Below are 26,976 nucleotides of genomic sequence, written 5' to 3' on the forward strand. Positions count from 1 at the left end.
TACCCGCAGACAAATCGCTCTAAAGATATACCAAAGCGTTTCGACAGGCTCAACGTGATAGCGGATACTAAAAAGCCTTTTATCAGCTTCTTCAGCTGCGCTCAGAATAAACTTCTCGCCCAATAGGGCTATATAAAAAAAGCCCCGATTTTCATCGGGGCTAATTGATTGTTAATTTGGAGGGGTATTAATGTCCGTGATCTAAATCGTATTCATTTACGTCTTTATGGTCGTATGGTTCAACCATTAATTCATCAATGGTTTTTCCTTTTTTATTGAAACCTAAACGCTCTAACATTCTATCAAATATTAAATACACTACAGGTACCACAATTAAGGTTAAGAATAACGAACTGGTTAATCCACCAACAATAACCCATGCCAAACCATTTTTCCATTCGGCACCTGCACCACTTGCAAGCGCGATTGGAAGCATACCAAATACCATGGCAATGGTTGTCATTAAGATAGGCCGTAAACGTGCATGGTTGGCCAGTACTAAGGCTTCTTTGGTTTCTTTACCTTCGGCCTTTAAGTGGTTGGTAAAATCGACAAGGATAATCGCATTTTTCGCTACCAGACCCATTAACATAATTAAACCTAAAATGGTAAAGATACCGATAGAGTTATTGGTTAAGGCCAGGGCCAGTAAGGCTCCGATTACCGCTAACGGAAGCGAGAACATTACCACCAATGGATAAATAAAACTATCGTAAAGGGCTACCATGATCAGGTAAACTAAAATGATTGAGGCTAACAAGGCAATACCTAAAGTACCAAAACCTTCTGCCTGGTTTTCCTGATCTCCCGCCCAGCTGTAACTCACACCTACAGGAGCTTTTAATTTACCGTTTTTCTGTAATTCCTCCAATTTAGCCTGGAATTCGGCAACTACGGTACCCGTAGGGCGACCAATTGATTGTGCTTTAACCGATACTGAAGTCGATTTATTTAAACGCTCCAGCTGACTTGGGCCTGAACCTTCGGTAATGGTTGCAAACTGCGATAATTTAATTTGTTTGCCATCATTGTTTACAAAAATGAGGTTACGCACGTCTTCTACATTCTGGCGGTTAAAGTTTTGATACTGGATATTAATATCATATTCATATTCGCCTTTTCTGTATTTACCATCGGTATTACCCGCAAATGCTGTTTGCATGGTAGAACCTACTGTTTGTAAAGTTAGGCCCACTGCCGACATTTTATCGCGGTCTACCTGTACATTAATCTCAGGTGTTCCTTTTTCTACTGATAATTTAATCTCGGTAGCACCTGGAATAGCTCCCAGTACTTTTTGTGCACCTTCGGCATATTTTAACGCGCTATCTAAATCAGAGCCCATTACCACCAACTGAATTGGCGCATTTTCGGCAATACCCAAAATACTAATCGGCACCGTTTTTACTTTTGCACCTACCAGTTCTTTGGCCAATGCACGGCTCATTTTAGTCGCGAAAATATCAGAAGAAACACCTTCTCTTTTATCGCGTTCAACCAGCTTAACATTGATCTCTGATTTGTAAGCAGTGGCCTGTGTACCACCGAAATCACCTGTCGATTGACCTACAGTAGTAATCAACTGCGTAATCTCTGGTTGTTTATCCAAGAAAGCCTCAGCTTTTTGAGTCAGGAAGTTGGTTTGCTCTAAAGAAGCATCTTTTGGTAACTCTAACTGCACTAAAAACTCACCTTTATCTGATTTAGGGAAAAACTCAGAACCAATGAAACCGCCGGCTAACAATCCGCATGAACTGAAGAACATCACCACAACGATAATCAAGGTTAACGCTTTATGATTTAATGACCAGTTTAAGATGCTGGTAATCCACAGCGTGAATTTCTTCAATTGCTTTTCGAACCAAAGGATAAAGCGGCCAAACAGGTTTTTACCTTCAATACGCTCTAATTTACCGAAACGTGAGAAAATAAGTGGTACAATGGTAAACGAGGCAACTAATGAAAGCAAAGTTGCAATAATTACCACAATACAGAACTGACGCAGGATGTTCGAAACTAAACCGGTACTTACTGCAATCGGGAAGAATACCACCACAATTACGAAAGTGATCGATACTACCGTAAAACCAATCTCACGTGTTGCATCAGAAGCTGCACGTACTTTGTTTTTACCCATTTCCATGTGCCGCTGGATATTCTCCAATACCACAATTGCATCATCCACCAGGATACCTACCACGAGCGAGAGACCTAGTAAGGACATTAAGTTTAGCGTAAAACCGAATAAACCAATACCGATAAAGGTTGCAATTAACGATACCGGGATCGATACCATTACAATGATCGCATTACGTAAGCTGTGCAGGAAGAAGAGCATTACGAATGCCACCAACACTACCGCTAAAATTAAATCGTGGATTACCGCATCAGCAGATTCTAAGGTGAAAATAGAACTGTCGTTAACAATTCTGATGTCGAGATTATTGGATTTATATTCTGTTTTAAGTTTGGCAATAATGGCGTGCACACCTTTACTTACCTCTACCGCATTCGCGTCACTTTGTTTAATAATCTGGATAGCGATTGAAGCCTTACGATCGATACGGGCTAATTTTTCAGTTTCTTTTTGCGAATCCTGAACATCGGCCACATCACCTAAACGGATTTGTGCACCATCTTTACCAGTGGTTAAAACCAGGTTTCTTAACTCTTCAATGCTCCTATATTTACCCGATAAACGGATCAAAACGTCCTGGTTTTGTGTTTTTACACTTCCGGTAGGGAAATCCAGGTTCGAAGAAAGGATCATTTGTTGTACCTGTGGAACAGCAAGGCCATAACCCTGTAGTTTATTGGCATCGAGCGAAACCTGAATCTCGCGCTCAGAACCACCCACTAAGTTTACCTGTGCAATACCATTAACCCTCGAAATTACCGGGGCAATACGTTTGTCAATTAAATCGTAAAAACTTACGTCGTCCATGTTGGCAGAGGCCGACATGGTAATTACCGGTAAATCGTCAAGTGAGAATTTACTTAACGAAGGTGTTTTTACATCTTCAGGTAACTCGGCCAGGATGGCGTTTACCTTACGTTGCGCATCATTTAACGAGATGTCGATGTTAGCTGCGTCTGTTAAAGTAATGGTTACGGTAGATAAACTCTCGAAAGATACCGAGTTGATTTTTTTGATGTTCTCCATCGATGATACCGCATCCTCGATTTTTTTGGTTACGGTATTTTCAACCTCATTTGGCGATGCACCAGGGTAAATGGTCGAAATAGATACTACGTTGTTCGAGAATTTTGGAAGTAACTCATAGCCCAACGAAAAGTAACTGAGTAGCCCAAGTAAGGTTAGTGCGGTAAATACCACAATAACCAACGAAGGCCTTTTTATAGATATATCTGTTATCTTCATTTTAAATTTTTATTGCAATTGAAATAATGTCGTCCTTCGACAGGCTCAGGATGACAAACTGTAAACTGATAACTGCCTATTGAACTATTTTACGATAGTAACAGCAGTTCCGTCAGCCAGGTTAATCTGTCCGCTGGTAATTACTGTTTCGCCTTCTTTTAAGCCATCCAAAATTTCCACATTATCTCCTAAAATGCGGCCAGAAACCACATTGCGGATTTTTGAAGTATTGCTGGCTTTATCCAGTAAGAAAACCTGGTTGCTGCTTACACTACCCACAAAAGAGGTACGTGGAATAAGGATGCTTGGCGCTTGTTTAGGAAATTTAAATACAGCGGTTCCGTACATACCAGCTTTTAAGGTGTTCTTATGGCTGTTTTCTACTTCAATTTCGATTGGGAAGTTTAAAGTTGCATCGGCTTTAGCTGCAATAAAAGTTACCTTACCAGTAAAATTATCAGTTGGGAAAACAGAAGATTTGATTGTAATCTGATCGCCGATTTTAAGGTTAGCTACCTGCGATTCGTTTACATTAACTTTCAGTTTTAATTTAGAAACATCAACCAGTTCGAACATTTGCGTGCCTTGTGTATTTACAAAAGCACCAACCTCAATGTATCTTTTGTTTACGATACCGTTAATTGGCGATTTGATATTGGCATCGCTTAATTTACGTTGCGAAGCCTGTAAACGCAGTTTTGCATTTCTGGTAGCCAGTTTAGCCTGGTCTAACTGTTGCTGCGTAACACCACCAGTCTGAAACGAGCTTTGGTATCTGGCTTCGTCGCGTACAGCATTCTGGTAGTTTGCTTCAGCAGTTTCCCTGTCTGTATTGATAATTTCGGCATCAATACGTGCTAAAACCTGACCTTTGCTTACGCGGTCACCTTCATCAACATAAATCGCGGTAACACGACCTGCATTTTCTGATAAGAAGTTTAATTCTTGTTTAGGGATAAAATTTCCGTTTGCACTGAAATCTAAATCCACAACTTTTTTCTGTACTTCAGCAACCCGAACGGCAACTGCACCGCCACCTTTAGCAATGAAAGCAGTTTTTTCTTCGTTCTTCTTTTTGTTGTTTTTTAAGACATAAGCTATTGCACCAAGGGCAACAACAACTACGATGATTATGGTAATTACTCTTTTCATTTCTATTGTACTAGCGATTTAATATTTCCGTTTGATTTGATTAATTGTATTTCGGCAATTTTATAATTTAATAATGCCTGTGTATAACTGTTTTGTGCCGAGGTAAGTGCATTTTCGGTATCCAAAAGATCAGTTAACGAAGCTAAGCCGTTATTATAGTTATTTTGGGTACTTCTGTAAATCTCTTGTGCCAGATCGGCATTTTTACGTTGCGATTTAATGGTGTTTAAGTTGTTGCGCAACTGTATCTTAGCATTTTCGTAAGCCAGGTTTAAAGAGTTGTTCGTTTCTTTTCTGCTTTCCTGAGCTTTTTTAATATTTACATCAGCCTGGCGGATTTTAGAACGGGTTAAGAAACCGTTAAAAATAGGTACTTTTAAAGTCAGGCCTACTGCCGATGCGCCATAGCCGATGGCTGCAGCATTAGATTTCAGGAAATCGAAACCATCACTCTGGCTCGAATAAGTATAGTTACCTGTTAAAGCCAACGATGGATAATATTCAGCTACATAGGCTTTTCTTTGCAGCGATAGCAATTTATCCTGGTTGTTTAAAAGTTTAACCTCTGTTCTGTTAGCCAAATCGATAGAATCTGTAAATACCGGCAGGGTAGTTACTTCAGTTAACTCGGTAGCTGGCAGGCTGATTGGTGTAGCCACAGGCATCCCCATCGAAAACTTCAACTGGTTTTCCAATTGGGTAATCGCGTTGATGGTTTGTTCGCGCTGCGTATTCAGGTTGGTTAAGTTTACACTAATCCGGTCTACATCAATTTTTCTCGCTAAACCATTTTTGTACTGGTTACCTACGATTTTTTCAACCACCTTAACATTTTTAATGTTGGTGTCGATTACGTTAAGCTGTTGCCTGTTTACCAAAACCTGGTAGTAATTGTTGGCTACCAGCTCGATAATCTGCTCTTCTGTTAACTGCGAAGTAAGGTTGTAGTATTCTTCACTTGATCGTGCAGCCTGCAAGCCAGTAAAAACCTGCTGGTTAAACAATTGTTGCGAAAGCTGAACGCCTGCAGTTGAATTCCAGTTCTGGCCTAATTTAATCGCCTGTGTTTGTCCGCCGAAATTAGCAACCAGCTGACCAATAATAGGATTGTAAGTTAAGCCTACGTTTCCGGTAATTTGCGGTAAGGCCTGTGCCCTTACTTCCTCTACCTTATATCTTCCGCCTTCAATATCCAATTTGGCATTTCGCACTTTTGTATTGTTTTGGAGCGCAAAGGTGAGCGCATCTTTTAAGGTAATTTGCTGCTGTGCAATTGCCAGCTGCGGTAAAACCGAGCCGATAATGGCGATGAGCATTAATCTTACCATTTTTATTCTAAGCATAATGTATTGTTTTTTTGTTTTTGGGTTCTTCTCTATATTTTCAGCCCTTAAGCAGTGGCTGTTTGTTTATGCTAACGTTAAGCTTTTAGTCTACACACCTTAAACCTCTTACAAATATGGTGGTCAGGTTTTTTTGCTTCATCGTCATTTTATTTAAAGCTTTTTTATCAGGGAAAAGGTCTTTGCCGGTTTCCATAATACACATGGTACAAAGGCCCATCAAACTTTCAAGGTATAATTCGGCCACATGTGCGGTATCATCATGTTCAATTTCTCCTTTTGCTTTAGCCTGACTAAAAATCTCTGCGAAAAAATCCTTTTCCGATTCTTTCAGGCTATGTAGTTTGCCTTTAATTACCTCATCGTTCAGTAAATCCGGAATGCCCTCTGTAATGCGGAGCATGTAATATTTTTGGAAAAAAGTGTTCCGGACATCAATGGTATTAAAAAGAATTTCCTGTACCGGCAGATCAGGGTTGTATTTCTTTTTAATCAGCTCGAAAAAATCGTTAAACACTCTTTCAATCACCCCCACAATCAAATGTTTTTTATCCGGGAAATAATAATAAAGAGATGGTTTGGATACGGATAAATCTTCGGCAATATCGTTCATTGTGGTTTTACCAATACCAAAATGGATAAAGCGTTTTATAGCACCATCAATAATTTGCTCTCTCTTTTTATCGGCTACAATCATTTTACTTTTCTACTTTCTGACTTTTTTAATATTTTAGTCAAAAATAGTGCTAAAAAATGATTTGTCATGAAATGTTTGGCTAAACCAAAGCTAAGCTTACAATTTCATGACATAAATATACGATTTTAACTGTTATATATCTTTACAAACCAGTTGTTTAGAAATTTTGTCCGTAGTAATTAACATATTCACTGTCCTGTTTACCATAGCTGGGATGGAATGCTTGTCGTGGTTTATACACAAGTATTTATTTCATGGTCCATTGTGGTTTATGCATAAAAGCCACCATCAAAAGGCTAAAACATTTTTCGAATGGAACGATCTTTTTGCGCTATTGTTTGCCGGCCTTTCGTTGCTCCTAATGTATGCCGGTAGCAAGGATTTTGATTACCGCTTTTTTATTGGTTTGGGCATTAGCCTGTACGGCTTGATTTATTTCGTTGTACATGACTGGTTTGTCCATAGGCGCTTTAAAACTTTTAAAAGCACTAATGCCTATTTGCTGGCTGTGCGTAAGGCCCATAAAATCCATCATAAAAACAGGGGTAAAGAAAAGGGAAAAGCTTTTGGATTGTTGTTTGTAAGGAAAGATTTATTAAACTAAAAGGATATGATAAAAAAACACTTCATTACTATTTTTTTGGCAACTATCTCTGTTATTTTTTATTCTTGCGGCAAAAAAACAGATAAAGAACGCGCCATTGCTCTTGTGGAAAAGCAATACGAAAATAGTAACCAAAAGCTGGATTTTGAGCAGGCTACGCTCGATAGCCTGTATAATATATCGCCCGAAGCCTATGCCGATAGTTTAGCAAAAGGCCATGAGCTCGATTCGACCCTGGCAGTACTCGAAACTGAAATTGAACATTTTAGTCAGGCAGAATCGGATAGTGTAGGCTTGATTAGTGCAAAGCTGACCAAAGAAAGGTACCGTTTACTGGAGCTTGCTAAAACCAAACCGAAATTTATAGGCTGGAAGTTATCGGGCATAAATGTTGAAGGGGAAAAAACTGGCCGTTTAAGCTTTAAATTTAATAAGGAGATTAGCAAAATCGTTCCTTAATTGTTTTTTCTTTTACTTTTGCAGCATAACAAAATCAACATGCTTCAAATTCAGGAAAATATTTCGTTAAAACCATACAACTCTTTTGGTATCGATGTTAAGGCAAAGTTCTTTGCCGAAATATTTTCGGAAGACGAATTGAAGACTTTGTTTCAACAGGAACTGGTAAAAACACAAAAACTCCTGATTATTGGCGGCGGCAGTAATGTATTGTTTACGCAGGATTATGAAGGTTTGGTTATCAAAGTCAGCATAAAAGGCATTGACTCTGAAATTGACGGAAATGAGGTTCGTGTTACAGCAGGTGCCGGAGAGGTGTGGAACGATTTTGTAAACTATTGTGTACAGCATGGTTTTGCAGGCGTAGAAAATTTGAGCCTGATTCCTGGAACGGTGGGTGCATCGCCTATACAAAACATTGGTGCTTATGGGGTAGAACTGAAAGATGTTTTTGAAAGCTGCACTGCATTTGAGATCAAAACCGGAAAGGTTAGCACATTTAATTATGCAGATTGCCACTTTGGTTATCGCGAGAGTATTTTTAAAGGAGCTTTAAAAGGACAGTTTATCATTACTTCGGTTACTTTCCGTTTATCGGCTGTGCCAAAAATTAACACTTCTTATGGGGCTATCGAAGCTGAATTGCACAACAGAGGAATAGAAAAACCAAATATTGCTGATGTTTCTGCAGCGGTATCACACATTCGGGTGAGCAAATTACCCGATCCCTCAACCATTGGTAATGCCGGGAGTTTCTTCAAAAATCCGGTGATCGAAAAACATGAATTTGCCGATATTGTAGCAAAACACCCCGATGTGGTGCACTATACGACAGCCGATGACAAAGTTAAGCTGGCGGCAGGCTGGTTAATTGAGCAGTGCGGCTGGAAAGGTAAAGTGATAGGACAAACAGGTACCTGGAAAAACCAGGCTTTGGTTTTGGTTAACCATGGCTATGCTACTGGTACAGAAGTGTATAGTTTTTCTGAACAGATTATAGACAGTGTAAAGGCCACCTTTGGTGTTGAGCTTGAGCGAGAGGTAAATATTCTGTGACGAATACGCGGATAAGCCTAAGCCAGTGGTTTTAGCGCCGTGCCAGAAATTTTTGGTACTAAGTTTGTTTAGATAATTGCGAATGGACATTAATTCATTTGTTTTTTTTAATCTACCTAAAGCTTAAATATCATGACAAAATTCGAATTCAATCACCTCGTTAATCATCACTCCGTATCGCTTAGATCTTACGCTTTAAATTTTACAAAAGACGCAGAAGATGCAAATGATCTGGTTCAGGATACCATGTTGAAGGCGATTACTTACTACAATAAGTTTAAAGAAGGTACGAATTTGAAAGGCTGGTTATTTACCATCATGAAAAATACCTTTATTAACAATTACCGCCGTTTGGTAAAAACAAATACCTTAATTACACAGAGCGAAGATATTTCTTCGGCAAACCTTTCTTACAGTGCAACTAAAAACCAGGCAGAAAGTAAATTTGTACTTGGCGATATCGATAAAGCCTTATCGCAGTTACCTGAAGAATATTACGTGCCATTTATCCGTTATTTCGAAGGTTATAAATACCATGAAATTGCCGATATGTTAGAAATTCCAATCGGAACAGTAAAAACCCGTATCCACGTAGCAAGAGGTATTCTAAAAAAATACCTTAAAACCTACTCAAAAGATATTGCCAGCACAGAAATGGCTTAAAATACATCAATTGAAAAACCAGGGGCTCAGATTTATCTGGGCCCTTTTTTATTTTAGCTCATTTCAAGGTGTCATCATTCGTGTGGGTGTAAGGTAGTCTTTAAACCTATCTCCGAAATGCTTCATCCGACTTTCCAATAGCTTTTGATCAGCGTTTTTATCTTTTTAAATCTGCGGGAAGAATTAGACTGTTATCGCACTTGGTATTTTGCGGGAAAGATGCTGAAATAAATCCGATAGCTATCGGATCAGCATGACGATCATGTTCGTTAAAAGTGTTAAAAGCAAAAGGCCCGGAAAAATCCAGGCCTTTTTGCTTATCATATATTTGGTTAGTTGATTCTTATTTTTTCTTTCAACAATTCGCCTTCTCTCTAATTTCGAAACAAATGAAAACCTCGAACAATAATGCGTTTTATAGGTTTTTTGCTGTGTTTTTGTTTTGTGGTTATAAAGATAAGGGAAATTTTAAATTTGTCAAGCTTTTTTTAACTTTTTTATTATTTCTTTTGCTACCACTTGTCCAGAGATGATTGCAGGGGGCACACCGGGGCCGGGAACGGTTAATTGTCCGGTATATAAAAAATTTGTTACATTGCTTTTCATTTTCGGCTTTAAGAAAGCAGTCTGTTTCAAAGTGTTTGCTAATCCGTAAGCATTTCCTTTAAAAGCATTATAGTCGGCCACAAAATCATCCATGGCGTAACTGCGTTTAAACAAAATGTGGTCACTAATGTCGTTTCCGGTTAAATCTTTAAAGCGTTTAACCAATAAATTAAAGTATGCTTCCCTTTTACTTTCGTTATCTTTTAAATCAGGGGCAAGCGGAATCAAAAAGAAAAGGTTCTCGCAGCCCTCGGGTGCTACACCAGGGTCGGTAACCGATGGGCAGCAGGCATAAAACAAAGGTTTTGATGGCCACTGCGGATCAGTGTAAATTTCTTCGGCGTGTTGGTCAAAAGCTTCATCAAAAAATAAGTTATGGTGGAGAATGTTATCGAGTTTTTTATTCAGCCCAATGTAGAAAAGCAGGCATGATGGAGCCATGGTTCGTTTATCCCAATATTGTGCGTCGTATTTGCGATAAGCTGGCTCAAGTAATTGTTGCTCTATATGATGGTAATCGGCATTGCCTACTATAAAATCGCTTTCAACACGACCTTTATCGGTTATAACAGCTTTTGCCAGGTTATTTTTGACTTCAATTTTGCTTACTGCAGTGTCGAAACTAAATTTTACACCGGCATCAGTAGCTATTTTTTGCATAGCAGCAACAATTTGATGCATGCCACCCATAGGGTACCAGGTGCCTAAAACCAAATCGGCATAGTTCATTAAACTGTACAATGCGGGTGTATTTTGAGGCGTAGCGCCTAAAAACAATACGGGGAATTCTAGCAACTTCCGTAATTTATCGTTTTTAAAAAGGTGGTGAACGTGTTTGCGCATATTGCCCAAAAGCTGCAGTTTAATACCGCTCATGGCTAAACGCGGATCGAAATATTCCATTACACTATGCGAGGGCTTAAAAACGTACTCGTTCATGCCTACCTCGTATTTGTATTGTGCCTGGTTTAAAAATAATTGCAGGTTCTTGCTGCTGCCAGGTTCAAGCTGTTCAAATAAACGATACAAATCATCAAGCGTTGCGGGTACATCGAGTGTATCATTTTGGCCAAAATAAATGCGGTAAGAGGGACTTAATCTTTTAAGCTCGTAAAAATCAGAAGTGGTGTGGTTAAAAAGCTGGTAAAAGTTCTCAAAAACATCAGGCATCCAGTACCAGCTTGGCCCCATGTCAAAAAGGAAACCATCTTTTGCCCAGGTACGTGCCCTGCCACCTGCCATTTCATTTTTTTCAATCACAGTAACTTCGCATCCTGCCTGAGCCAGTAAAGCCGCTGACGCGAGGCCTGCAAAGCCGGCGCCAATTACGGTAACCCTGGTTTTTTTATCCATGGTGTAAATAAAAGCAATTTTTTGGGTTTTCCTGTTATTCTGAGCGCAGCGAAGAATCTGTTGTTGTTTTGCACCGATGTCGAATGAGTGCAGTGGTATTGGTCGGAATTTACGTGCTTTAGTTTTGGATTGGAGATCCTTCGCTGCGCTCAGGATAACAATTACGCTTAGGATGTGAATTATTTCCTATTCTTCTGTAATGGTATCGTTAAGGAAATCCCAGTTTTTATTTTCGGTTTCAATTAAGGCATTCTTTTTTGCCCGTGTCCAGCCCTTTATTTCTTTTTCGCGTTCAATAGCGTGCTCTATATATTGGAAATGCTCAAAATACACCAGGTAGTAGCAATTGTATTTGTAGGTAAAAGCAAATTTGTTGTCTTTATTTTCCCGGTGTTGTGTCAGTCTTACTTCCAAATCATTCGTTACACCCGTGTAAACTACAGTTTTATTCTTGTTGGTTAATATGTAAACAAAGTAGTTGCGGTCCATAATTAAATATAAATATTTTTTATGATTGTCATTCTGAGCGCAGCGAAGAATCTGTTGGTGTTTTGCACTGATGTTGAATGAGTGCAGTGGTATTGATGGGGATTTACGTGCTTTAGTTTCGAATTAGAGATCCTTCGCTGCGCTCAGGATGACAATTACGCTCAGGATGACAACTACACTGAGGATGGCATTGAAGCTGGGGCCTACAATAAACAGATTTTCTTACCTTTGCCCAGCTCATGGTTAAACTACGCATTTTATTATTCATTCTGTTTTCGGGTATTGGTTTGGCGCAGGCACAATTGTCGCCCAAAGAAATAACTTTGTTAAAAGCCAATATGGTTAAGGCGATTGAAAGTTCGAAACTTACCGATTCCTTGTTTAAATCGCTGGATAAGTTGCCCAATAAAACGGCGCTTATTACTGGTTATACCGGTACTTTACAGGCATTAAAAGCGAAACACTCCTGGAACCCCTACAACAAAATCAAATTTGTAAGCCGTTCGCTCAAAACCATGCAGAAAGCCATCGATATGGATAAAGAAAATATGGAAATCAGGTTTATGCGGTTTTCTATCGAGTTTTATACGCCATCATTTTTAGGTTTTAGCAAAGACCTGGCAACAGATAAAAAAGAAATTGTAAAGCATTACCAAAACGAAAATTTTGGTATGGCCGATCGGGAGCTGGTGCGTAATGTAGCTAAGTTTATGATCGATAGTAAAAGATGCACTGCCGCCGAAATTAATGTTTTAAAAAAACACCTCTAAATGAACTACACCTACCTGCTCATTAACATCGCCGTCATTTTTTTTCCCTTAGTTTTATCGTTCGATAAAAAGGTGCATTTTTTTAGCAAATGGAGGTTTGTATTTCCGGCCATTCTGCTTACCGGACTGCTATTCCTGATTTGGGATATGCTGTTTACCCGGCTAAATGTCTGGTCGTTTAACCCTGACTACGTTGTTGGTATTAATCTTTACGGACTGCCTTTAGAAGAAATCCTTTTCTTTTTAACTGTGCCTTACGCCTGCATTTTTATTTACGAGTGCCTTAATGTGTATTTTCCTAAAAATGCACTGCAAAAATACAGCTTCGCCCTTAGTAATTTAATTTTGGGGATATGCATTGCCATTTTGTTTTTTGGTTATACCAAATGGTACACGCTTATTAATTTCGGCTTTCTGTTGGTGGTGCTCTATTTTGTAGAATATGTAAATGTAAAGCTCAGGTTTATGTACCGGTTTTTCAGGGCTTATCTGGTATCGCTTATCCCTTTTTATATCGTAAATGGCTTTTTAACGGCTATTCCGGTGGTGATGTATAACGATAAAGAGAACATGGGCTTTAGGGTAGGTACCATTCCTTTCGAAGATCATTTTTACCTCATGTCTTTGCTGCTGCTTAATATTTACTTTTACGAAAAATTTAAGAGCAGGGCAGAAAGTAGAGCCTTATTAAACGAAAAATAGAAAATAGGTATAACCCCGCTTAACGGTATCTTTTCCCTGCAGATTTTTTTTGTAAAAATTAGAAAATGAACGGGCAGTGGCTTTTGGCTGCGGCTAGTCCTGCTTTACATTCCAAGTCCTCGCTCATGCTTCGCTTCGGGCTTTCCATTGCAATCAGGTTTATTAACAGTGGCTTCTGCACCATGTAAACTTGAAAATGAAATACTGTTTTGGCCAATTAGCCGCGGTTGGAGCGATACCCTGCAGCAACGAGGTACGAGGCCGCGAAGCGTACAAGCGAAAAACGGGAGGGAATTTGCTGTTTTGCACTGATTTTGCGCTTCAAAGTGGTTTTCTGTTGTAGATTTCTCCATTCCGCCGCCGGTGAAAAACCGGCCGGCTACAGTCGAAATGACGATTTTTCTGCGGTCTGTCAATAATAGTGTAGTCGAATGACAATCTTTTTTCTCTATCTTCAACGCTGAATTAATTTAGATGGATTTACCAGTTTATACCAAACAGCAGTTGGCTTTACGCAACGGAGCGGATAAACCACAAATTTGGGTGGCTTACAAGGGCCTGATTTACGATATGACCGAAAGCAGGCTTTGGCGTAACGGTAAGCATTATGAGCACTGGGCCGGTCAGGATTTAACCGACGAGCTGCCCGATGCCCCGCACACCGAAGCGGTTTTTGAAAAGTTTACGCCCATTGCACAGCTGGCTAAACCAAATTAATTTTGCCTAAGGTAGCCTGCTTTAAGGCTTTAAATTCTGAAGGCCTTTTGCCCACCATTTTATCAAAAGTATTGCTGAAAGACGAAATGCTGTTGTAGCCCACACCGTAAGCAATTTCGCTGATCGTTAAATCGGTTTCGAGCAGTTTTTCCATGGCTTTTATCATTCTGGCCAGTTTCAGGTATTGGAAAAAAGAGGTATCCATAGCCGCCTGAAACAAACGCGAGAGCGTTCGCGCACTAAAGCCTGTAGCTTTACCTACACTTTCCAAACTCAACCGGTCGTTGGCCAGATTATCGATAATGTATTTTAACACCGGTCTTAAACGCTGGTTTTCGGTAGTGGGCAGGGCAATTGGCAAGGGGTGCTCACTTACTACAGGCAAAATATTTTTTAGTGTATTTAAAAAATCGTACTCTTTGGTGTTGGGGGTAATGTTGCCATTCCAGCGCTCAGAAAATAAAAACATTTCGAGCAACAGGTTATTTACAGGGTAAATACCTATCTGATTGTAAAACGGGTTTTCGTGGTCGGTAGTGGTATCGAAATAAATATTACGCACCACTGCGGCCTGGTAACGGTGCTGCAAATGGTGTTCTACCCCTGCCGGAATCCACACGTAATGCCGCGCGGGGAGGAAATAAGATTTCTCTTTGGTGTATAAAAAAATAATGCCACCCTCTACATAGGTTAACTGCCCCTTTAAATGAGCATGGTCTTGAAATCGGTCTTCGAACCTGCTGTGCCAAACATACATGGTTTCTGGTTTTTCGTCGATTGCAAATAAAAGGTCTTCGTTGCTAACTTTTATCATTTGGCTGGTTTAAACAAATATCTGTCGGTTTAGATAAAACAAAGTAACAAATCTGTGTCGAAATTTGCATCAATTAATTAACGAATATGAATTTTAGAGAAAATAAAAACTGGATAAGCTGTTTTTTAGGCTTTCTTTTGTTGCCGGTTTTTGTTCGTGCACAGGAAGTTACATTGCAAAATAACTTTAGCATTAGCCAGATCTGGGCGATGGCCGATAGTAACAGCAAAAAAATTAAAGTACAGCATCTGGGTGCCGAAGCAGCCGATGCCCATATTAAAGTGAGCCAGGCCGAGCGTTTACCGGAAATTGCAGCCGAAGGGATTTATGCCCATGTTTTTCCGCTGCCTATTTACGAAAATGGCCTTTTTCATACGCCAGCACAGTTTCCGGTGGTGCCAACCTATTATAAAGCCAGTGCCGATACTTATTTTAACATTTATAATGGTGGCAAAACCAATACCGAAATTAATGCCTCAAAAGTAGAAAGTGAGCTTAAACATATTCAAAGCAGCCAAAATAAACAGGAAATCCACTATGTAGCGGCGGTTTATTTTTACGATGTTTTCCGCAATATCTCCTACCGTGGTTTGTTGGAACAGGATATCAGGGATCGGGAGAAACAATTGGCAGAGATTAACCATTTGTACAAAAACGGTACGATATTAAAAAGTGATGTGTTGCGCGCAGAACTGCGTTTATCTAAACAACGCATGTTGCTAAGCGAGATTGAAAACAGCATTAAAATTGCCAAACAGAAACTGAATATCCTGATTGGCAGGCCGGATGATGCACCGCTAAACCCGCAGATAACAGCGAATGAAACAGATGCCATTGCCTTAAAACAGGTGGATGAATATTTTAACGATGCCAAAACCTCAGCCTATAAAATCAGGATTTCGGAAAAAGAGCAGGCACTGGCAGAGTTAAAACTGAAAAATATCAGGTCTAATGTAATGCCTTCGCTGGGTTTCTTTGGCGAATATGCTTTTGCTTACCCGCAAATTCAGTTTTACCCTTATGCGCTTTCGCTTTATAGCACCGGAATGGTAGGTTTAAAGCTCAAAATCCCGATTTCTTCGTGGTACACCAATCAGCATAAGGTTAAAGAGGCGCAAATTAAGCTGCACCAGCAAGAGGTAGAAGATGAGGATGTAAAAGATAACATCCGCCAGGAAGTGCAGGAAAATTACATCCGTTATAAAGAATCGGTGCAACGCATAAGTGTAGCCGAAGAAAATATTAAACAAGCCGCAGAAAGTTACCGCATTGTGCAGAATACCTACTTCAACCAGTTGTCGTTGCTTACCGATTTGCTTGATGCCGAAACCCAGTTGTTGCAGTCGCGTTTTGAGCTGACTACTGCAAAGGTGAACGCCAAAATACAATACTATCAATTACAAAAAGCCATAGGAAATTTATAACATGAACATACAGAAACAAAATAAAGCCGATAAAATAATAAGCAGGATAACCACTATCATAGCGCTGATTGTACTGGTGGTATTGCTGGTTTGGGGTGGTAAAACATTGCTGGGTTATATGCGTTACGAAGAAACTAACGATGCGCAGGTTGATGAATACATTAACCCGGTTACGGCCAGGGTAAGCGGTTATATTAAAGCTGTTAAGTTTGAAGAAAACCAGGAAGTGAAAAAAGGTGATACGCTGGTGCTGATTGATGATGATGATTACACTGTGCAGCAGGATGAGGCTTCGGCTTCTTTGCTGAATGCCCAGGCCCAGGTTTCGGTACAGCAAAGTAATATTAAAACTGCCCAAAGTAATGCTGCAGTAATGCAGGCCAAAATTGCGGCTGCCAAAGCCAAACTCTGGAAACAACAAACAGAATATAACCGTTACCAAAAACTGTTTGCTGCCGAATCGGCAACACGCCAGCAACTCGAAACAGTAGAAAGTTTATTGCAGGTGGCACAGGCAGAATACCTGGCGGCTAAAGAAGATTATGCGGCAGCGCTTTCTAAAACAAACGATATTAAAGCACAAAGCGAAGTACTGGCTTCTGAAATAAAAAGAAGGACAGCAGTAGTGCAAAGAAATAAGCTTAATACTTCTTATACGGTTATTCTGGCCCCTTACGATGGTAAAATGGGCCGAAGAACTATTCAGGAAGGGCAGCTGGTGCAAACCGGCCAAACCATTGCTTATATTGTTGATCGCAGTGCAGGTAAGTGGGTGGTCGCTAATTTTAAGGAAACACAGATTGCGAAAATGTATGTGGGCGAACCGGTAAGTGTAGCGGTCGATGCTTTTCCTGATCAGGCCTTTGCTGGCGAAATCGAATCGCTTTCTGCCGCAACGGGATCAAGGTTCTCCTTATTGCCTCCTGATAACTCGACCGGAAACTTTGTTAAAATTGCCCAGCGCATACCCGTGCGTATCCGCATCAACAAGCAAGATAAAGGTATTGACCTGTTAAGCGCAGGGATGAGTGCAAGTGTAAAAGTGAAAAGGGCTCAGGGCCATGATTAATAATAAGACTATATTTAAAACAGGGGTGCCCGAGTGGCTGGTCATCGTCAGCATTTTTGCGGTGCTTTTGTCATCGGTGCTGCTCTTTGCCTTATCGACTGCTGATGGGATGGCGGCCGCCGGTTATTATGGTGCTACTGCCGCTGATGTTCAATTTTCTTTGCTGATGTTTTATGCGGCCGTGGCCAGTTTTGCAGTGGTAGAACGCCGTTTTTTTGCCCGCGTGGTTACCAAAGATTACCTGTTGATTTGTATTGTTTTAGAAATACTGATTACCTATTGCTGTTACCATACCCGCGAAATAGGGCTGATTTTTGCCCTTCGCTTTTTGCAGGGCATTGTAAACTGTGGTTTAACCAGTATTTCGCTCAACCTGTTGTTTAATCGCTTAAAGTCAGAGCATGCCAAAGAAACGGGTTATACCATTTTTTACGGGATGATTTTGTGTGTTTCGCCGCTTACGGCTTTATTTTCGGTGCCGATAGTCGAAAATTACGAGTATAACGTGGTGTATAAAGCCATGATATTTTGTTTTTTACCGAGTGCTGCACTGCTTTTTAGCCTGTTAAACCGGGTGCATATTTTGCCTAAAACCCATTTGTTTAAAATAGACTGGCTCAGTTTCGTGCTCTTTGCAACCATGCTGGTGCTCATTGCTTACGTGCTCATTTACGGGCAGCAGTACGATTGGCTAGAAGACCAAACCATTGTTGTCGATATATTAGCTATTTTACTGCTGTTTATGGTTTCGGTTGCCAGGCAGCGAAGCTTGAAAAGACCTGCAGTTGATCTGGCTATATTCAAATCGAAGAATTTTGCCATTGGTATCGTTTTTCTGGTTATCCTGTACCTTATTCGTGGTGCTTTTGGTTTAACTTCTTCTTATTTTATCAGCGTATTGGGGATGGATTCCTTGCATGCCAATGAGATTATGATCCTGAATATTGCCGGTGTAATAGCCGGATCGTTAATCGCCATTCGTTTTCTCACGCGCCAGAAACACCTCCGCGTATTGTGGATAAGTGGTTTTGTGTGTCTGTTTGTATTTTTCCTGTGGATGGGGCAATTGTTCGCCAGCGAGGCTGGTACAGTTAACTTTTATCTGCCTTTATTTTTGCAGGGGCTGGGGGCAGGAATGGTCATGTCGCCCATTGTAATGTTTATCATGTCGTCTGTTCCCGATCACATGAGCCAGTCGGCAGCTTCTGTGGGTGTTTTTGTGCGCTTTTCTACTTTTAGCTTAAGCCTGGCTTTTATTAATTTCTTCCAGTTGTATTTTAAAGGGAAGCATAACGATGATTTAAGGGGGAATCTTTCCCTGTTGGATTTTAATCTGACCGAAAGGTTGAAAATTTACCAGTCTGCATTGGCCAGCAGGGGGATGTTGCGCGATGAAGCATCGAAAGCTGCAGTGGGTTTGTTGAACAAGGCCGTGCAGAAACAGACCTTTTTACAATTTTGTGTAAGCTATTACGATTGGGTTGCGGTGCTTTGCCTGTTTAGCATTTTGCTGATTGCTTTGCAGCCGGTAATTAGTCGTACAGTAATTAATTTGAGGAATAAACAACCTGCCGCTGCCGGATTTTAGATCGGTACGCAGTTTACAATTAACAGTTGGTAGTTAACAGTTGGCAGTTGGCGATTTACAATTGGGGATGTCATGTTGAGCCTGTCGAAACAGGTTTACTAATTCCTTCGACAGGCTCAGGATGACAAATAATTTTTATTGCTCTATAGTAAACGCACTCAGGTTTACAAATTGCTGGATACGTGCCGCAACTTCAGCTTCGGTTAAGTTTAACAATTTTTCATTTCCGAATTTCTCTACACAGAAAGAAGCCAATGCTGAGCCATAAATAATGGCATTTTTCATGTTGTTAAAGTTAACGGTACCTACTTTAGCCAAATAGCCAATAAAACCACCTGCAAAAGTATCTCCGGCACCGGTTGGATCGAATACCTCTGCCAAAGGCAATGCCGGAGCAGAGAAAATCTGATCTTCGTGGAATAACAAAGCGCCATGCTCGCCTTTTTTAATGATTAAATATTTTGGTCCCATTGCAAGGATTTTTTGAGCAGCTTTAACCAACGAGTACTCGCCTGATAACTGACGTGCTTCGGCATCGTTAATGGTTAAAACATCTACCATTTTAATCGTTTCCAGTAAATCGTCCATCATGATGTCCATCCAGAAATTCATAGTGTCCATTACGATTAATTTCGGACGGTTTTTAAGACGCTTAATTACGGTTTGCTGTACCTGTGGGGTTAAGTTACCCAACATCAGGTATTCGCAGTCCTGGTAGCTTTCCGGGATAATCGGGTCGAAGTTTTCCAATACATTTAATTCGGTAATTAAAGTATCGCGGCTATTCATGTCGTTGTGGTATTTTCCCGACCAGAAAAATGATTTTTCGCCTGCTTTAATCTGCAATCCTTCAGTATCGATACCGTGTTTTATAAAGGTGTCGATATCCGATTGAGGGAAATCATCACCTACAACTGCAACAATTTTTGCTTTATTATAAAAGTAAGATGCCGCTAAACTGGCATAAGTTGCTGCTCCACCTACAATTTTGTCTGTTTTGCCAAAAGGCGTTTCAATAGCATCGAAAGCTACAGTACCTATGATTATCAGGCTCATATCTATGTATTAGTTTTTTTTTAATTTTTTTTCACTGCAAATATTGCATAAATAATTTAAAAGCCCTAATATTGCATTCCCAAAACGAACAAGCGGGTATTTCGCTTAAAAGCTTAAAGAAACTTGTTTTTTTGGATAGCCGGATTCCTTCTTAGCTCAGCCGGTTAGAGCATCTGACTGTTAATCAGAGGGTCGCTGGTTCGAGCCCAGCAGAAGGAGCGAAACCCGCAACGAAAGTTGTGGGTTTTTTGCGTTTGGGGCAGGGCGAGAAGTTTACCCTGAGCGTAGCCGAAGGGAGCCCAGCAGAAGGAGCAGATCAAAAGCCTTACAACAATATTGTAAGGCTTTTTTGTTTTACAGCCCTGCTGGGCGAGAAGTTTATCCGAACGCCATGGTTTATGTCGCTACAAATCACTTTTTTTGCCACGGAGCACACGGATAACACGGAAAAATTGCACACCATGCGAACGCCTTGGTTCGTGTCGCCACGAACCATTAAAATTTTACGCGGAGATAATCCTACAATACTGTATCCAAACAAATTGTGAATCAACATTGTATATTAGTGATTATGTTTAAAATCATTTTTAGCCTGTTCCTTATCTTCCCTGCCCTCTTTGCAAAAGCCCAGCATCCACCGGTTTTCGCGGCAATGACCACCGATTCGGTATTTGTCAAAGTAGCCGACCTGAACATTAACCTCGTAAAATACAGCTATAAACCTAACGGGATTCGTTTTTTAGTGGTTCACGATAACGAAGATACGGGTGTTAAAGCTGGTTTCGATTACATCCGCTGGAGTGGTGGTGAGCTTATAGATTGTCAATACGGTGGTGTACGCGATTATAACTTCACTTATATGGATGATCGGTACCGCATTGATCCAAATGCCATTTATACTGAAGTTGGCGTAAATACACGCCTAAAGAAAGATGCTTACAGCTCGAACGAAGTAGAGAAAGCGATATTAAATGCTGGCAAACAGATTGTCGATTTTTACGATCCGAAATCAACAGGCTACTTCTTAACCCTACACAACAATGCTGATGGAGGCTTCGGCATTTCCTCTTACCTGCCAGGATATGATTTATCGAGTACTGCCGATTCTGTTTACATCAATTTCCAAATGGATAATGATGACCTGTTATATGTAACCGAACCCAAGTTATTTTCTACCTTAAAAAAGGCGAATGTAAACGTAATTCTTCAATCCAAATTTGTTTCTAACGATGGTTCACTCTCGGTTTACGCCATGCAGAACCATATTCCATATATCAATGTGGAGGTACAACATGGCCATCAGGATGAAAACCTCAGGCTAATTGAACTCGCCATTGCCGCATTAAAAGAGCATGGATGGTTGAAGAAGGAGTAATTAATAGCTTATAATTATTATCATAAAATTCGTTTAATTTGAATATGAGCATATTCGTAAATACCAAGAATGAACAAGAAGAAAAAGTGTTAATTGCTTTTTTAGATAGTTTAGATTATAAATATCAATCGGATATTAGTGATGAGCCAGCTGAAGTTGCAGCAGCATTTCTAAATCAATATAATCAGGAACTGGAGCAAGCGGATAACGAAATAGAAGCAGGAAATTATATTGCTCACGAAGATGTAGAACAGCTTTTCCAGAAAAGACCTAAGGCCATTTAATATAATTTTATGAATCTGGCAAGCTAACTATAACATCTGAAATGGATGAAAATTTAATGGAATAAACTTGCAGTAAAACAACTCCTCGAAATTATTCAGTACCTTGAGGATAATGACCTCGTCAATTATGCCGAAAAAATAGAAATTAGAATTTTATCCAAAATCAATTCCCTTCCAAACCATTTAAATACCTTTCAAATAGATCGTTTAAAAAAGAACAATGATGGAAGTTTCTTTGCCTTTGAAATCGATCGATATAGAATATCATTCAGAAAAATTAATAAAGAAATCAGAATTCTTCGGGTTAGACATTCGAGCAGACGGCCTTTTACACGCTAAAAGCTAATACAGAATACCTTGACTAGTTTATCTCCTTTATTTTGGTGATCACAAAAGTGATTAACAAACCAAAAACAGATATAATGCCGAAAGAGTAGCGCAGGCTCGATAATTGCGAAATGTAACCGATTAATGGCGGGCCAAACAGAAAAGCAAAATAACCAATACTCGAAACCATGGTTATAGCCTTACCAGCAGGTACTTTTTTGTTATTACCGGCAATACTGTACACCATAGGCACAATACTCGAAACCCCTAAACCAATGAGCATAAAGCCTATAATAGCCACAAAAATATTCGGGAATACTACTGCCAGCCCCATACCTATCGATATAATGGCACCACTGATTTGTAAAAGATTTTTCCGGCCGAATTTACCAATCAGGTAAACCCCTAAAAACCGACCGCTTGCCATCATAAACATAAAAGAAGCATAGCCAATAATTGCCCTGTTGTGTGGTAACTTTACCACATCTTCGAAATAAATAGCACTCCAATCGAACATCGTTCCTTCGGTGGCCATACTGCAAAATGCAATGAGTCCGAGTAGTACCAGAATACCCTGCGGCATGGTAAAAAACTTAGTCTTTTCGGCCACCGTATCGGGTTTATTGTAGTTGAGTAATTTTCGGGAGTTAAACACCACATTGGTTAACGATAGCGCAGCAACAATCCAGAAATGCGCATACATCCCTAATTTTAAGTTAACCAGCCCCAATGCAATTAATGCCCCGGTTAAATTTCCAATGCTCCAGGCCCCATGGAAAGAGCTCATAATGGGCTTACCGTAATAATTTTCGCCGGCTACACCTTGTGTATTTAATGCAATGTTGCAAAGGTTACCCGTTATACCAAACAGCACCAAAAAAGCAGCTAGCTGCCAGCCGGCGGTGGCTAAGGCCAAAAAGGTTAGCGCAATGGCATACATAGGCGCCGTAGTTTTGAGCATTTTCTTGCTCCCGAAGTGTGTGGTTAATTTTGCCGAAAAAAACATCGTCATAATCTGCCCTGCAGGTAATGCAAAAAGAATGGAGCCCAATTCTGCATCATTTAAACCCATTGCAGCTTTAAATGTCGGAATGCGACTGGCCCAGCTTGCAAAGCAAACCCCTTGCATAAAATAAAAAGCAGATATGGCAAAGCGTACTTGTTTCGGAGAGCTGGAAGCTAATACAGGTTTATTTTCGGGTGTATTTAATAGGGCCTGATCTTGCGTGCTTTCTTCCAAAACTGATGTATGAGTAATAAGATTAAGCTGCAAAGTTCCTTAAATCAATTGAAAATACCGACACTTTTTTAAGTTTATATCAAAATATTTGCAGAAAATGTTATAATCAGACTATATTTTCCACTCTTCAAGGGAATACGCACTATCCCAAAACATCCACTCGAGTCGTGTAGCCATTTCAAAAGCATCGAGCATTTTTTGCCGGGTTGCAGCATTCGCCTCTTCTGCCATGTTATCGGTTATTTGGATAGCTTTCGCTACAGCCTCGGCAAATTCGGCTCCTGCATACATATCAATCCACCTTTTATAAACATTCTGATCTCCCTCCTGCCGGGCAAAAATATGATCACCTACTGCTTTGTAAATCCAGAAACAAGGTAAAACTGCCGCTGCTGCTACTTCGACACTGGCATAGGCCGCCTGGTTTAAAATATAATTGGTATACAAAAGTGTAGCCGGCGATGGTTTCACCTGACTATCCAAACCAAATTCTACGAAATAACTTTCGTGCAGGCTACGTTCGGCAAAAATAGCTCCGGTAGAAAATCCGGCGTAAGCCATCACCAGTTCTGCATCCTGTACCCTACCGCTAATGGTACTTAGCGTTCTCCCAAATTCCAATAAGTAGTAAGCATCTTGTGCCAGATAAAAAATAAATTTTTCTTTGGGCAAAGTACCATCACTTAGCTCCTGGTTAAAGGACATGGTTAAAATCTTATCGTAAATGGGTTTCACCAATTCCCAGGCTTGTTCGCTCCATTTCATTGGATAATTAATTTTAAAGGGTTAAAAAAATGATTCAGCGGCCCATTACCTGCACCTGTAGTAACCTGACTCCCTTCCTGTAAAGCTGCAGCAATGTATTTTTTAGCATTTTTAATGGCTCTAAGCAGGTCGTTACCTTTACCCATTTCGGCCGCAATTGCTGAAGAGAGCGTGCAGCCAGTACCATGCAGGTTTTTAGAAGCAATAAAAGCGCTTTCCAAAATTACCGGCAACTCATTACCTGCGATCAACACATCGTAAATAATCGGGCCGGCCAGGTGCCCCCCTTTTACCAAAACGGCCTTTGCTCCTTTTCCGATAATTTTGCGGCCGGCGGTAACCATATCATCCAGATTGTTAATGGGTTGTTCGGTAAGGATAATGGCCTCATCTATATTTGGTGTAACCAGGGTTACAAGTGGAAACAGCTTATCAATTAGCTGCGTAACCGTATCGGGCGCGATCAGTTTATGGCCGCTGGTAGCTACCATCACCGGATCTAAAATTACCGGAACCTCCTGAGCATAATGATTAAGTGCCATTTCAATTACCGCGACTACTTCTGCACGGTTAATCATGCCGATTTTAATGGCTACTGGTGGTATATCTTCGAGTACCGCCTGCAACTGGTCGCTAATAAATTCGGGAGGAATGCCATGTACCGATTTTACCCCCATTGTATTTTGTGCGGTTACGGCCGTAATTACCGAAGTACCAAAACAACCCAGTGCCGAAAAGGTCTTTAAATCGGCCTGAATACCTGCACCACCACCACTATCAGAACCTGCAATGGTTAAAACATTAATATAATTCATGGTTTTAGACTTCATCTTTGTTCATAACACTTCAGGAGTCTTCAATAATGCAGAAATGCATTGTATGCAGCAGACAAACTAATTTCCTACGCCGGCATTATCCGGATCAGGTTCATGACCTTAAAATTCCAATAATCAAACTCCAATGTTCAAACTTTTGAAAATTGAATATTTTGATTTGGTTATTTAATGTCAATGGGTATATTCTCAGCCTACAGAATTGAAGGCACCCCTAAAGTTTTATTTTGTGCTGCAATATAGGGTTTAAATTTGGAAGCTTAAAGGGTAAAGCGCGGTATTATGATGCAAGAGCTGCACAACTCAATGGATTATACAGCTGAACTAATGCATTAAGATTCCCACTTTCGTGGGAATGACGGTTTTGGAGTGGAATGGCAATAAAACAAAAAGCCCCGATGTAAAACCGGGGCCTAAAACATAATAATTAATAAGAGAGTCGACTATATTTTATCGGGCTGATAGAACCTAACTGTTCCGTCTGCTTCGTTTGATACAATTAATAAACTTCTGCCATTCGGGCTGTCTTTCGGTTTAACAAATAAAAGACCTTCGGGCGCATCGCCGGTTGAGAATAACTGAACAAATTTTGGTGCAGCAGGATTAGTTACATTGTAAATGGCAATTGCATCTGCACGCTCCATGCCAATAAAAGCGAGGGTTTGTCCATTTACCTGTGCAACGGTTACACTTTCTACTTCTACACCTTTATTATCCGAACGATCATCGTCATATTTACCGGCATCAATTACATGTTGCTCCAGATCTTTACCGATATTGGCCACCAAAGCTCCGGTACTGGCGTTCAGAATACTTACGCTTCTTCCACCGGTTGAGAATAACTCCTGATATACTTTATTTGTACCCACCATGGTAAAACCAGCGGTATTGGTTACCGTAAGCCTGCCCAGATTAGCGTCTAACTGTAAGGTTGCGGCGTTAGGGAACTTAACAGGATCTAAAGTCAGATCTTTTACGCGTACTTCTTCCTTAGCATCTTTCGGGGTATAATCCTGTCTGGTATCACCTTCGTTGGCCAGGGCCAGATAAGCAGTGCCACCAGTAGTAAAATAAGAGATTGCATCTGGCAAATAATAAGCCTTGATTGGCCATGTACCCAACTCTTTTTTATTGTCTTTATCGCTTACGTCAAAGGCATTTTCTGCCAAACTGATATCTCTGGTACCCAATGGGGTAATTTTGGTAATGGTTCCGGCAACAACATCAATTTCGGCAACACCATTGTTTTCCTGAAGCGTAACATAAGCTTTTTTAGAATCGCTGCTTACGGCAATATATTCAGGCTCGATATCCTGGGTAAAGCTTGCGTTGTAGCCATAAATTCTGAAACCACCGGCAAGTAATGTAGCTTTTTGCGATTCGAAAGCTGAGAAATCTACCGTTTTTACCGAATAATTATCTTTGACATTGATAATTGAAATACTTCCTTTAGGATCAACGGTGTAAGCCAGATTTGGTTCGCCTTCGTTGGCAGATAAAATGTAATTCCCATCAGGGCTAAAAGTTACCATATCAGGCATAGCACCTACGGTAATCTTTTTAACTTCTGATAAATCGGAGGTTTTTAACACTACTACATCGCCATTTCCCTGCTTATCGGCTCCATCTAAAGCAATTGCCAATAAACCGTTGCTTACCGCCACACTGTTAATACCGGCGTTATTTGGATAAGTAAGGGTTTTTAATTTGGTAACTGTAGGGTATTTGCTCATATCCACCACATCTACCTTGGTTCCGCCATCGTTACTTACTACGAACAATTGTTTGGTTAACGGATCGTAGGCAGAAATTTCTGAAGCAAATTCTCCACCCAGATCAATTGAAGCAATTTCTTTAAAGCTGTCGATTTTTTCGGGAACTACCGCTTCAGTTGGCGGATCTATAATCGGTTCGTCGGTTGGATTTTTCTTACAGGCGGCAAATGCCAGTGATGCAATCAGGATCGCACCAAATAGTTTTTTACAGTTCATGGTTTGTTTATTATCTGAACCGCAAAATAAATTTGTATAACGCTGTTTTTCAAGCAGTGTAGGTTATCATTTGGTTAAGAATGTGTAAAGGCGGAAAGCTGAAAGAATAAAGACCAAAGCAAAGCTGAAAGACTAAAGCAAAGAGCATGGAGCCGGCAGTTTATTAGTTGCGCTGGTTTTTTGCATGAGGGATAGCAGTGTAAATCCTTTTGTTGCA

Annotated in this window: 25 protein-coding genes, 1 tRNA gene and 1 pseudogene; 14 read left to right on the forward strand and 13 right to left on the reverse strand. The window is 40.3% G+C overall.

Features of this window, described 5'->3' with window-relative positions:
• Nucleotides 1-187: 187 nt before the first annotated feature.
• From BLR37_RS11885 to BLR37_RS11900, 4 genes are all read right to left on the reverse strand, one after another.
• A complete protein-coding gene (locus BLR37_RS11885; protein ID WP_090768860.1) occupies nt 188-3,382 on the reverse strand; it encodes an efflux RND transporter permease subunit in 3,195 nt (1,064 codons plus the stop codon).
• A gap of 84 nt (nt 3,383-3,466) precedes the next feature.
• Nucleotides 3,467-4,534 carry an efflux RND transporter periplasmic adaptor subunit gene (locus tag BLR37_RS11890; protein ID WP_090768862.1) on the reverse strand — a complete coding sequence of 356 codons (1,068 nt, stop codon included), beginning with the start codon at nt 4,532-4,534 and terminating at the stop codon, nt 3,467-3,469.
• A 2-nt stretch (nt 4,535-4,536) separates the two neighbouring features.
• Nucleotides 4,537-5,877 carry a TolC family protein gene (locus BLR37_RS11895; RefSeq protein ID WP_039483011.1) on the reverse strand — a complete coding sequence of 447 codons (1,341 nt, stop codon included), beginning with the start codon at nt 5,875-5,877 and terminating at the stop codon, nt 4,537-4,539.
• 85 nt (nt 5,878-5,962) lie between these two features.
• A complete protein-coding gene (locus tag BLR37_RS11900; protein WP_090768864.1) occupies nt 5,963-6,574 on the reverse strand; it encodes a TetR/AcrR family transcriptional regulator in 612 nt (203 codons plus the stop codon).
• A gap of 166 nt (nt 6,575-6,740) precedes the next feature.
• Here BLR37_RS11900 and BLR37_RS11905 point away from each other — a divergent pair, with 166 nt between their 5' ends.
• From BLR37_RS11905 to BLR37_RS11920, 4 genes are all read left to right on the forward strand, one after another.
• Nucleotides 6,741-7,178, forward strand: coding sequence for a sterol desaturase family protein (locus BLR37_RS11905; RefSeq protein ID WP_090768866.1), 438 nt, complete (start codon nt 6,741-6,743; stop codon nt 7,176-7,178).
• Between the two features lie 6 nt (nt 7,179-7,184).
• Entirely contained in the window at nt 7,185-7,637 is a 453-nt protein-coding gene (locus BLR37_RS11910) for a hypothetical protein (RefSeq protein ID WP_090768868.1), read from the forward strand.
• A gap of 39 nt (nt 7,638-7,676) precedes the next feature.
• Entirely contained in the window at nt 7,677-8,693 is a 1,017-nt protein-coding gene (murB, locus tag BLR37_RS11915; protein ID WP_090769529.1) for a UDP-N-acetylmuramate dehydrogenase, read from the forward strand.
• A gap of 132 nt (nt 8,694-8,825) precedes the next feature.
• A complete protein-coding gene (locus BLR37_RS11920; protein ID WP_039482988.1) occupies nt 8,826-9,356 on the forward strand; it encodes an RNA polymerase sigma factor in 531 nt (176 codons plus the stop codon).
• A 477-nt stretch (nt 9,357-9,833) separates the two neighbouring features.
• Here the strand turns inward: BLR37_RS11920 and BLR37_RS11925 are convergent, their stop codons facing one another.
• Both BLR37_RS11925 and BLR37_RS11930 read right to left on the reverse strand, forming a co-directional pair.
• The gene (locus BLR37_RS11925) at nt 9,834-11,315 is read right to left on the reverse strand and encodes a phytoene desaturase family protein (protein WP_090768870.1); all 1,482 of its coding nucleotides are present in this window, start codon (nt 11,313-11,315) and stop codon (nt 9,834-9,836) included.
• Nucleotides 11,316-11,501: 186 nt separating this feature from the next.
• Nucleotides 11,502-11,804 (reverse strand): GIY-YIG nuclease family protein, encoded by a 303-nt coding sequence (locus BLR37_RS11930; RefSeq protein WP_090768872.1) that lies wholly within the window; start codon nt 11,802-11,804, stop codon nt 11,502-11,504.
• 239 nt (nt 11,805-12,043) lie between these two features.
• On the opposite strand from BLR37_RS11930, the gene BLR37_RS11935 reads away from it, so the two are divergent.
• Together BLR37_RS11935 and BLR37_RS11940 are read left to right on the forward strand one after the other, a co-directional pair.
• Complete coding sequence (locus BLR37_RS11935) at nt 12,044-12,574, forward strand: hypothetical protein (RefSeq protein ID WP_090768874.1); 531 nt, start codon at nt 12,044-12,046, stop codon at nt 12,572-12,574.
• Nucleotides 12,575-13,276 carry a lycopene cyclase domain-containing protein gene (locus BLR37_RS11940; RefSeq protein ID WP_090768876.1) on the forward strand — a complete coding sequence of 234 codons (702 nt, stop codon included), beginning with the start codon at nt 12,575-12,577 and terminating at the stop codon, nt 13,274-13,276.
• A 104-nt stretch (nt 13,277-13,380) separates the two neighbouring features.
• On the opposite strand, the gene BLR37_RS25110 is transcribed toward BLR37_RS11940, so the two are convergent.
• Nucleotides 13,381-13,734, reverse strand: coding sequence for a hypothetical protein (locus tag BLR37_RS25110; RefSeq protein WP_143009569.1), 354 nt, complete (start codon nt 13,732-13,734; stop codon nt 13,381-13,383).
• 16 nt (nt 13,735-13,750) lie between these two features.
• Here BLR37_RS25110 and BLR37_RS11945 point away from each other — a divergent pair, with 16 nt between their 5' ends.
• Complete coding sequence (locus BLR37_RS11945) at nt 13,751-13,993, forward strand: cytochrome b5 domain-containing protein (protein ID WP_090768878.1); 243 nt, start codon at nt 13,751-13,753, stop codon at nt 13,991-13,993.
• Here BLR37_RS11945 and BLR37_RS11950 read toward each other — a convergent pair.
• Nucleotides 13,980-14,807 carry a helix-turn-helix domain-containing protein gene (locus BLR37_RS11950; RefSeq protein WP_090768880.1) on the reverse strand — a complete coding sequence of 276 codons (828 nt, stop codon included), beginning with the start codon at nt 14,805-14,807 and terminating at the stop codon, nt 13,980-13,982. The genes BLR37_RS11945 and BLR37_RS11950 overlap by 14 nt on opposite strands.
• Nucleotides 14,808-14,893: 86 nt before the next feature.
• Here BLR37_RS11950 and BLR37_RS11955 point away from each other — a divergent pair, with 86 nt between their 5' ends.
• The 3 genes from BLR37_RS11955 to BLR37_RS11965 are packed head-to-tail and all read left to right on the forward strand — an operon-like array spanning nt 14,894 to nt 18,888.
• Nucleotides 14,894-16,231 carry a TolC family protein gene (locus BLR37_RS11955; protein ID WP_090768882.1) on the forward strand — a complete coding sequence of 446 codons (1,338 nt, stop codon included), beginning with the start codon at nt 14,894-14,896 and terminating at the stop codon, nt 16,229-16,231.
• A gap of 1 nt (nt 16,232) precedes the next feature.
• Nucleotides 16,233-17,300 (forward strand): HlyD family secretion protein, encoded by a 1,068-nt coding sequence (locus tag BLR37_RS11960; protein ID WP_090768884.1) that lies wholly within the window; start codon nt 16,233-16,235, stop codon nt 17,298-17,300.
• Nucleotides 17,293-18,888, forward strand: a complete 1,596-nt coding sequence (locus BLR37_RS11965; protein ID WP_090768886.1) for an MFS transporter — start codon at nt 17,293-17,295, stop codon at nt 18,886-18,888. Before BLR37_RS11960 ends, BLR37_RS11965 begins: the two co-directional genes overlap by 8 nt.
• A gap of 135 nt (nt 18,889-19,023) precedes the next feature.
• Here the strand turns inward: BLR37_RS11965 and BLR37_RS11970 are convergent, their stop codons facing one another.
• Nucleotides 19,024-19,944: a PfkB family carbohydrate kinase gene (locus BLR37_RS11970; protein WP_090768888.1), complete on the reverse strand. Its 921-nt coding sequence runs from the start codon at nt 19,942-19,944 to the stop codon at nt 19,024-19,026.
• A gap of 145 nt (nt 19,945-20,089) precedes the next feature.
• Here BLR37_RS11970 and BLR37_RS11975 point away from each other — a divergent pair.
• The 4 genes and pseudogenes from BLR37_RS11975 to BLR37_RS25745 all read left to right on the forward strand — a co-directional run.
• Nucleotides 20,090-20,163, forward strand: a tRNA-Asn gene (locus BLR37_RS11975).
• A gap of 352 nt (nt 20,164-20,515) precedes the next feature.
• Nucleotides 20,516-21,319, forward strand: coding sequence for a hypothetical protein (locus BLR37_RS11985; RefSeq protein WP_090768893.1), 804 nt, complete (start codon nt 20,516-20,518; stop codon nt 21,317-21,319).
• Between the two features lie 44 nt (nt 21,320-21,363).
• Nucleotides 21,364-21,603, forward strand: a complete 240-nt coding sequence (locus BLR37_RS11990; RefSeq protein ID WP_090768895.1) for a hypothetical protein — start codon at nt 21,364-21,366, stop codon at nt 21,601-21,603.
• A gap of 69 nt (nt 21,604-21,672) precedes the next feature.
• A pseudogene (locus BLR37_RS25745) lies at nt 21,673-21,942 on the forward strand (type II toxin-antitoxin system RelE/ParE family toxin); the annotation flags it as partial.
• Nucleotides 21,943-21,964: 22 nt separating this feature from the next.
• On the opposite strand, the gene BLR37_RS12000 reads toward BLR37_RS25745, so the two are convergent.
• The 4 genes from BLR37_RS12000 to BLR37_RS12015 all read right to left on the reverse strand — a co-directional run bounded on the left by BLR37_RS12000 (nt 21,965) and on the right by BLR37_RS12015 (nt 26,759).
• On the reverse strand, nt 21,965-23,170 hold the full coding sequence (locus tag BLR37_RS12000; protein ID WP_090768897.1) for an MFS transporter: 1,206 nt from the start codon (nt 23,168-23,170) through the stop codon (nt 21,965-21,967).
• A gap of 111 nt (nt 23,171-23,281) precedes the next feature.
• Nucleotides 23,282-23,935: a TenA family protein gene (locus tag BLR37_RS12005; RefSeq protein WP_090768899.1), complete on the reverse strand. Its 654-nt coding sequence runs from the start codon at nt 23,933-23,935 to the stop codon at nt 23,282-23,284.
• The gene (gene thiD / locus BLR37_RS12010; protein ID WP_090769533.1) at nt 23,932-24,750 is read right to left on the reverse strand and encodes a bifunctional hydroxymethylpyrimidine kinase/phosphomethylpyrimidine kinase; all 819 of its coding nucleotides are present in this window, start codon (nt 24,748-24,750) and stop codon (nt 23,932-23,934) included. Before thiD ends, BLR37_RS12005 begins: the two co-directional genes overlap by 4 nt.
• A 461-nt stretch (nt 24,751-25,211) precedes the next feature.
• The gene (locus tag BLR37_RS12015) at nt 25,212-26,759 is read right to left on the reverse strand and encodes a choice-of-anchor I family protein (protein WP_090768901.1); all 1,548 of its coding nucleotides are present in this window, start codon (nt 26,757-26,759) and stop codon (nt 25,212-25,214) included.
• Nucleotides 26,760-26,976 lie beyond the last annotated feature (217 nt).

The sequence above is a fragment of the Pedobacter soli genome (genome assembly GCF_900101435.1).
GTDB classification, from domain to species: Bacteria; Bacteroidota; Bacteroidia; order Sphingobacteriales; family Sphingobacteriaceae; genus Pedobacter; species Pedobacter soli.

Bases quoted from the DNA above. Each gene is read 5' to 3' on its own strand.
- BLR37_RS11885 (WP_090768860.1), bottom strand. From the start codon at position 3,382: ATGAAGATAACAGATATATCTATAAAAAGGCCTTCGTTGGTTATTGTG.
- BLR37_RS11890 (WP_090768862.1), bottom strand. From the start codon at position 4,534: ATGAAAAGAGTAATTACCATAATCATCGTAGTTGTTGTTGCCCTTGGT.
- BLR37_RS11895 (WP_039483011.1), bottom strand. From the start codon at position 5,877: ATGCTTAGAATAAAAATGGTAAGATTAATGCTCATCGCCATTATCGGC.
- BLR37_RS11900 (WP_090768864.1), bottom strand. From the start codon at position 6,574: ATGATTGTAGCCGATAAAAAGAGAGAGCAAATTATTGATGGTGCTATA.
- BLR37_RS11910 (WP_090768868.1), top strand. From the start codon at position 7,185: ATGATAAAAAAACACTTCATTACTATTTTTTTGGCAACTATCTCTGTT.
- murB (WP_090769529.1), top strand. From the start codon at position 7,677: ATGCTTCAAATTCAGGAAAATATTTCGTTAAAACCATACAACTCTTTT.
- BLR37_RS11920 (WP_039482988.1), top strand. From the start codon at position 8,826: ATGACAAAATTCGAATTCAATCACCTCGTTAATCATCACTCCGTATCG.
- BLR37_RS11925 (WP_090768870.1), bottom strand. From the start codon at position 11,315: ATGGATAAAAAAACCAGGGTTACCGTAATTGGCGCCGGCTTTGCAGGC.
- BLR37_RS11930 (WP_090768872.1), bottom strand. From the start codon at position 11,804: ATGGACCGCAACTACTTTGTTTACATATTAACCAACAAGAATAAAACT.
- BLR37_RS11935 (WP_090768874.1), top strand. From the start codon at position 12,044: ATGGTTAAACTACGCATTTTATTATTCATTCTGTTTTCGGGTATTGGT.
- BLR37_RS11940 (WP_090768876.1), top strand. From the start codon at position 12,575: ATGAACTACACCTACCTGCTCATTAACATCGCCGTCATTTTTTTTCCC.
- BLR37_RS11945 (WP_090768878.1), top strand. From the start codon at position 13,751: ATGGATTTACCAGTTTATACCAAACAGCAGTTGGCTTTACGCAACGGA.
- BLR37_RS11950 (WP_090768880.1), bottom strand. From the start codon at position 14,807: ATGATAAAAGTTAGCAACGAAGACCTTTTATTTGCAATCGACGAAAAA.
- BLR37_RS11955 (WP_090768882.1), top strand. From the start codon at position 14,894: ATGAATTTTAGAGAAAATAAAAACTGGATAAGCTGTTTTTTAGGCTTT.
- BLR37_RS11960 (WP_090768884.1), top strand. From the start codon at position 16,233: ATGAACATACAGAAACAAAATAAAGCCGATAAAATAATAAGCAGGATA.
- BLR37_RS11965 (WP_090768886.1), top strand. From the start codon at position 17,293: ATGATTAATAATAAGACTATATTTAAAACAGGGGTGCCCGAGTGGCTG.
- BLR37_RS11970 (WP_090768888.1), bottom strand. From the start codon at position 19,944: ATGAGCCTGATAATCATAGGTACTGTAGCTTTCGATGCTATTGAAACG.
- BLR37_RS11985 (WP_090768893.1), top strand. From the start codon at position 20,516: ATGTTTAAAATCATTTTTAGCCTGTTCCTTATCTTCCCTGCCCTCTTT.
- BLR37_RS11990 (WP_090768895.1), top strand. From the start codon at position 21,364: ATGAGCATATTCGTAAATACCAAGAATGAACAAGAAGAAAAAGTGTTA.
- BLR37_RS12005 (WP_090768899.1), bottom strand. From the start codon at position 23,935: ATGAAATGGAGCGAACAAGCCTGGGAATTGGTGAAACCCATTTACGAT.
- thiD (WP_090769533.1), bottom strand. From the start codon at position 24,750: ATGAATTATATTAATGTTTTAACCATTGCAGGTTCTGATAGTGGTGGT.
- BLR37_RS12015 (WP_090768901.1), bottom strand. From the start codon at position 26,759: ATGAACTGTAAAAAACTATTTGGTGCGATCCTGATTGCATCACTGGCA.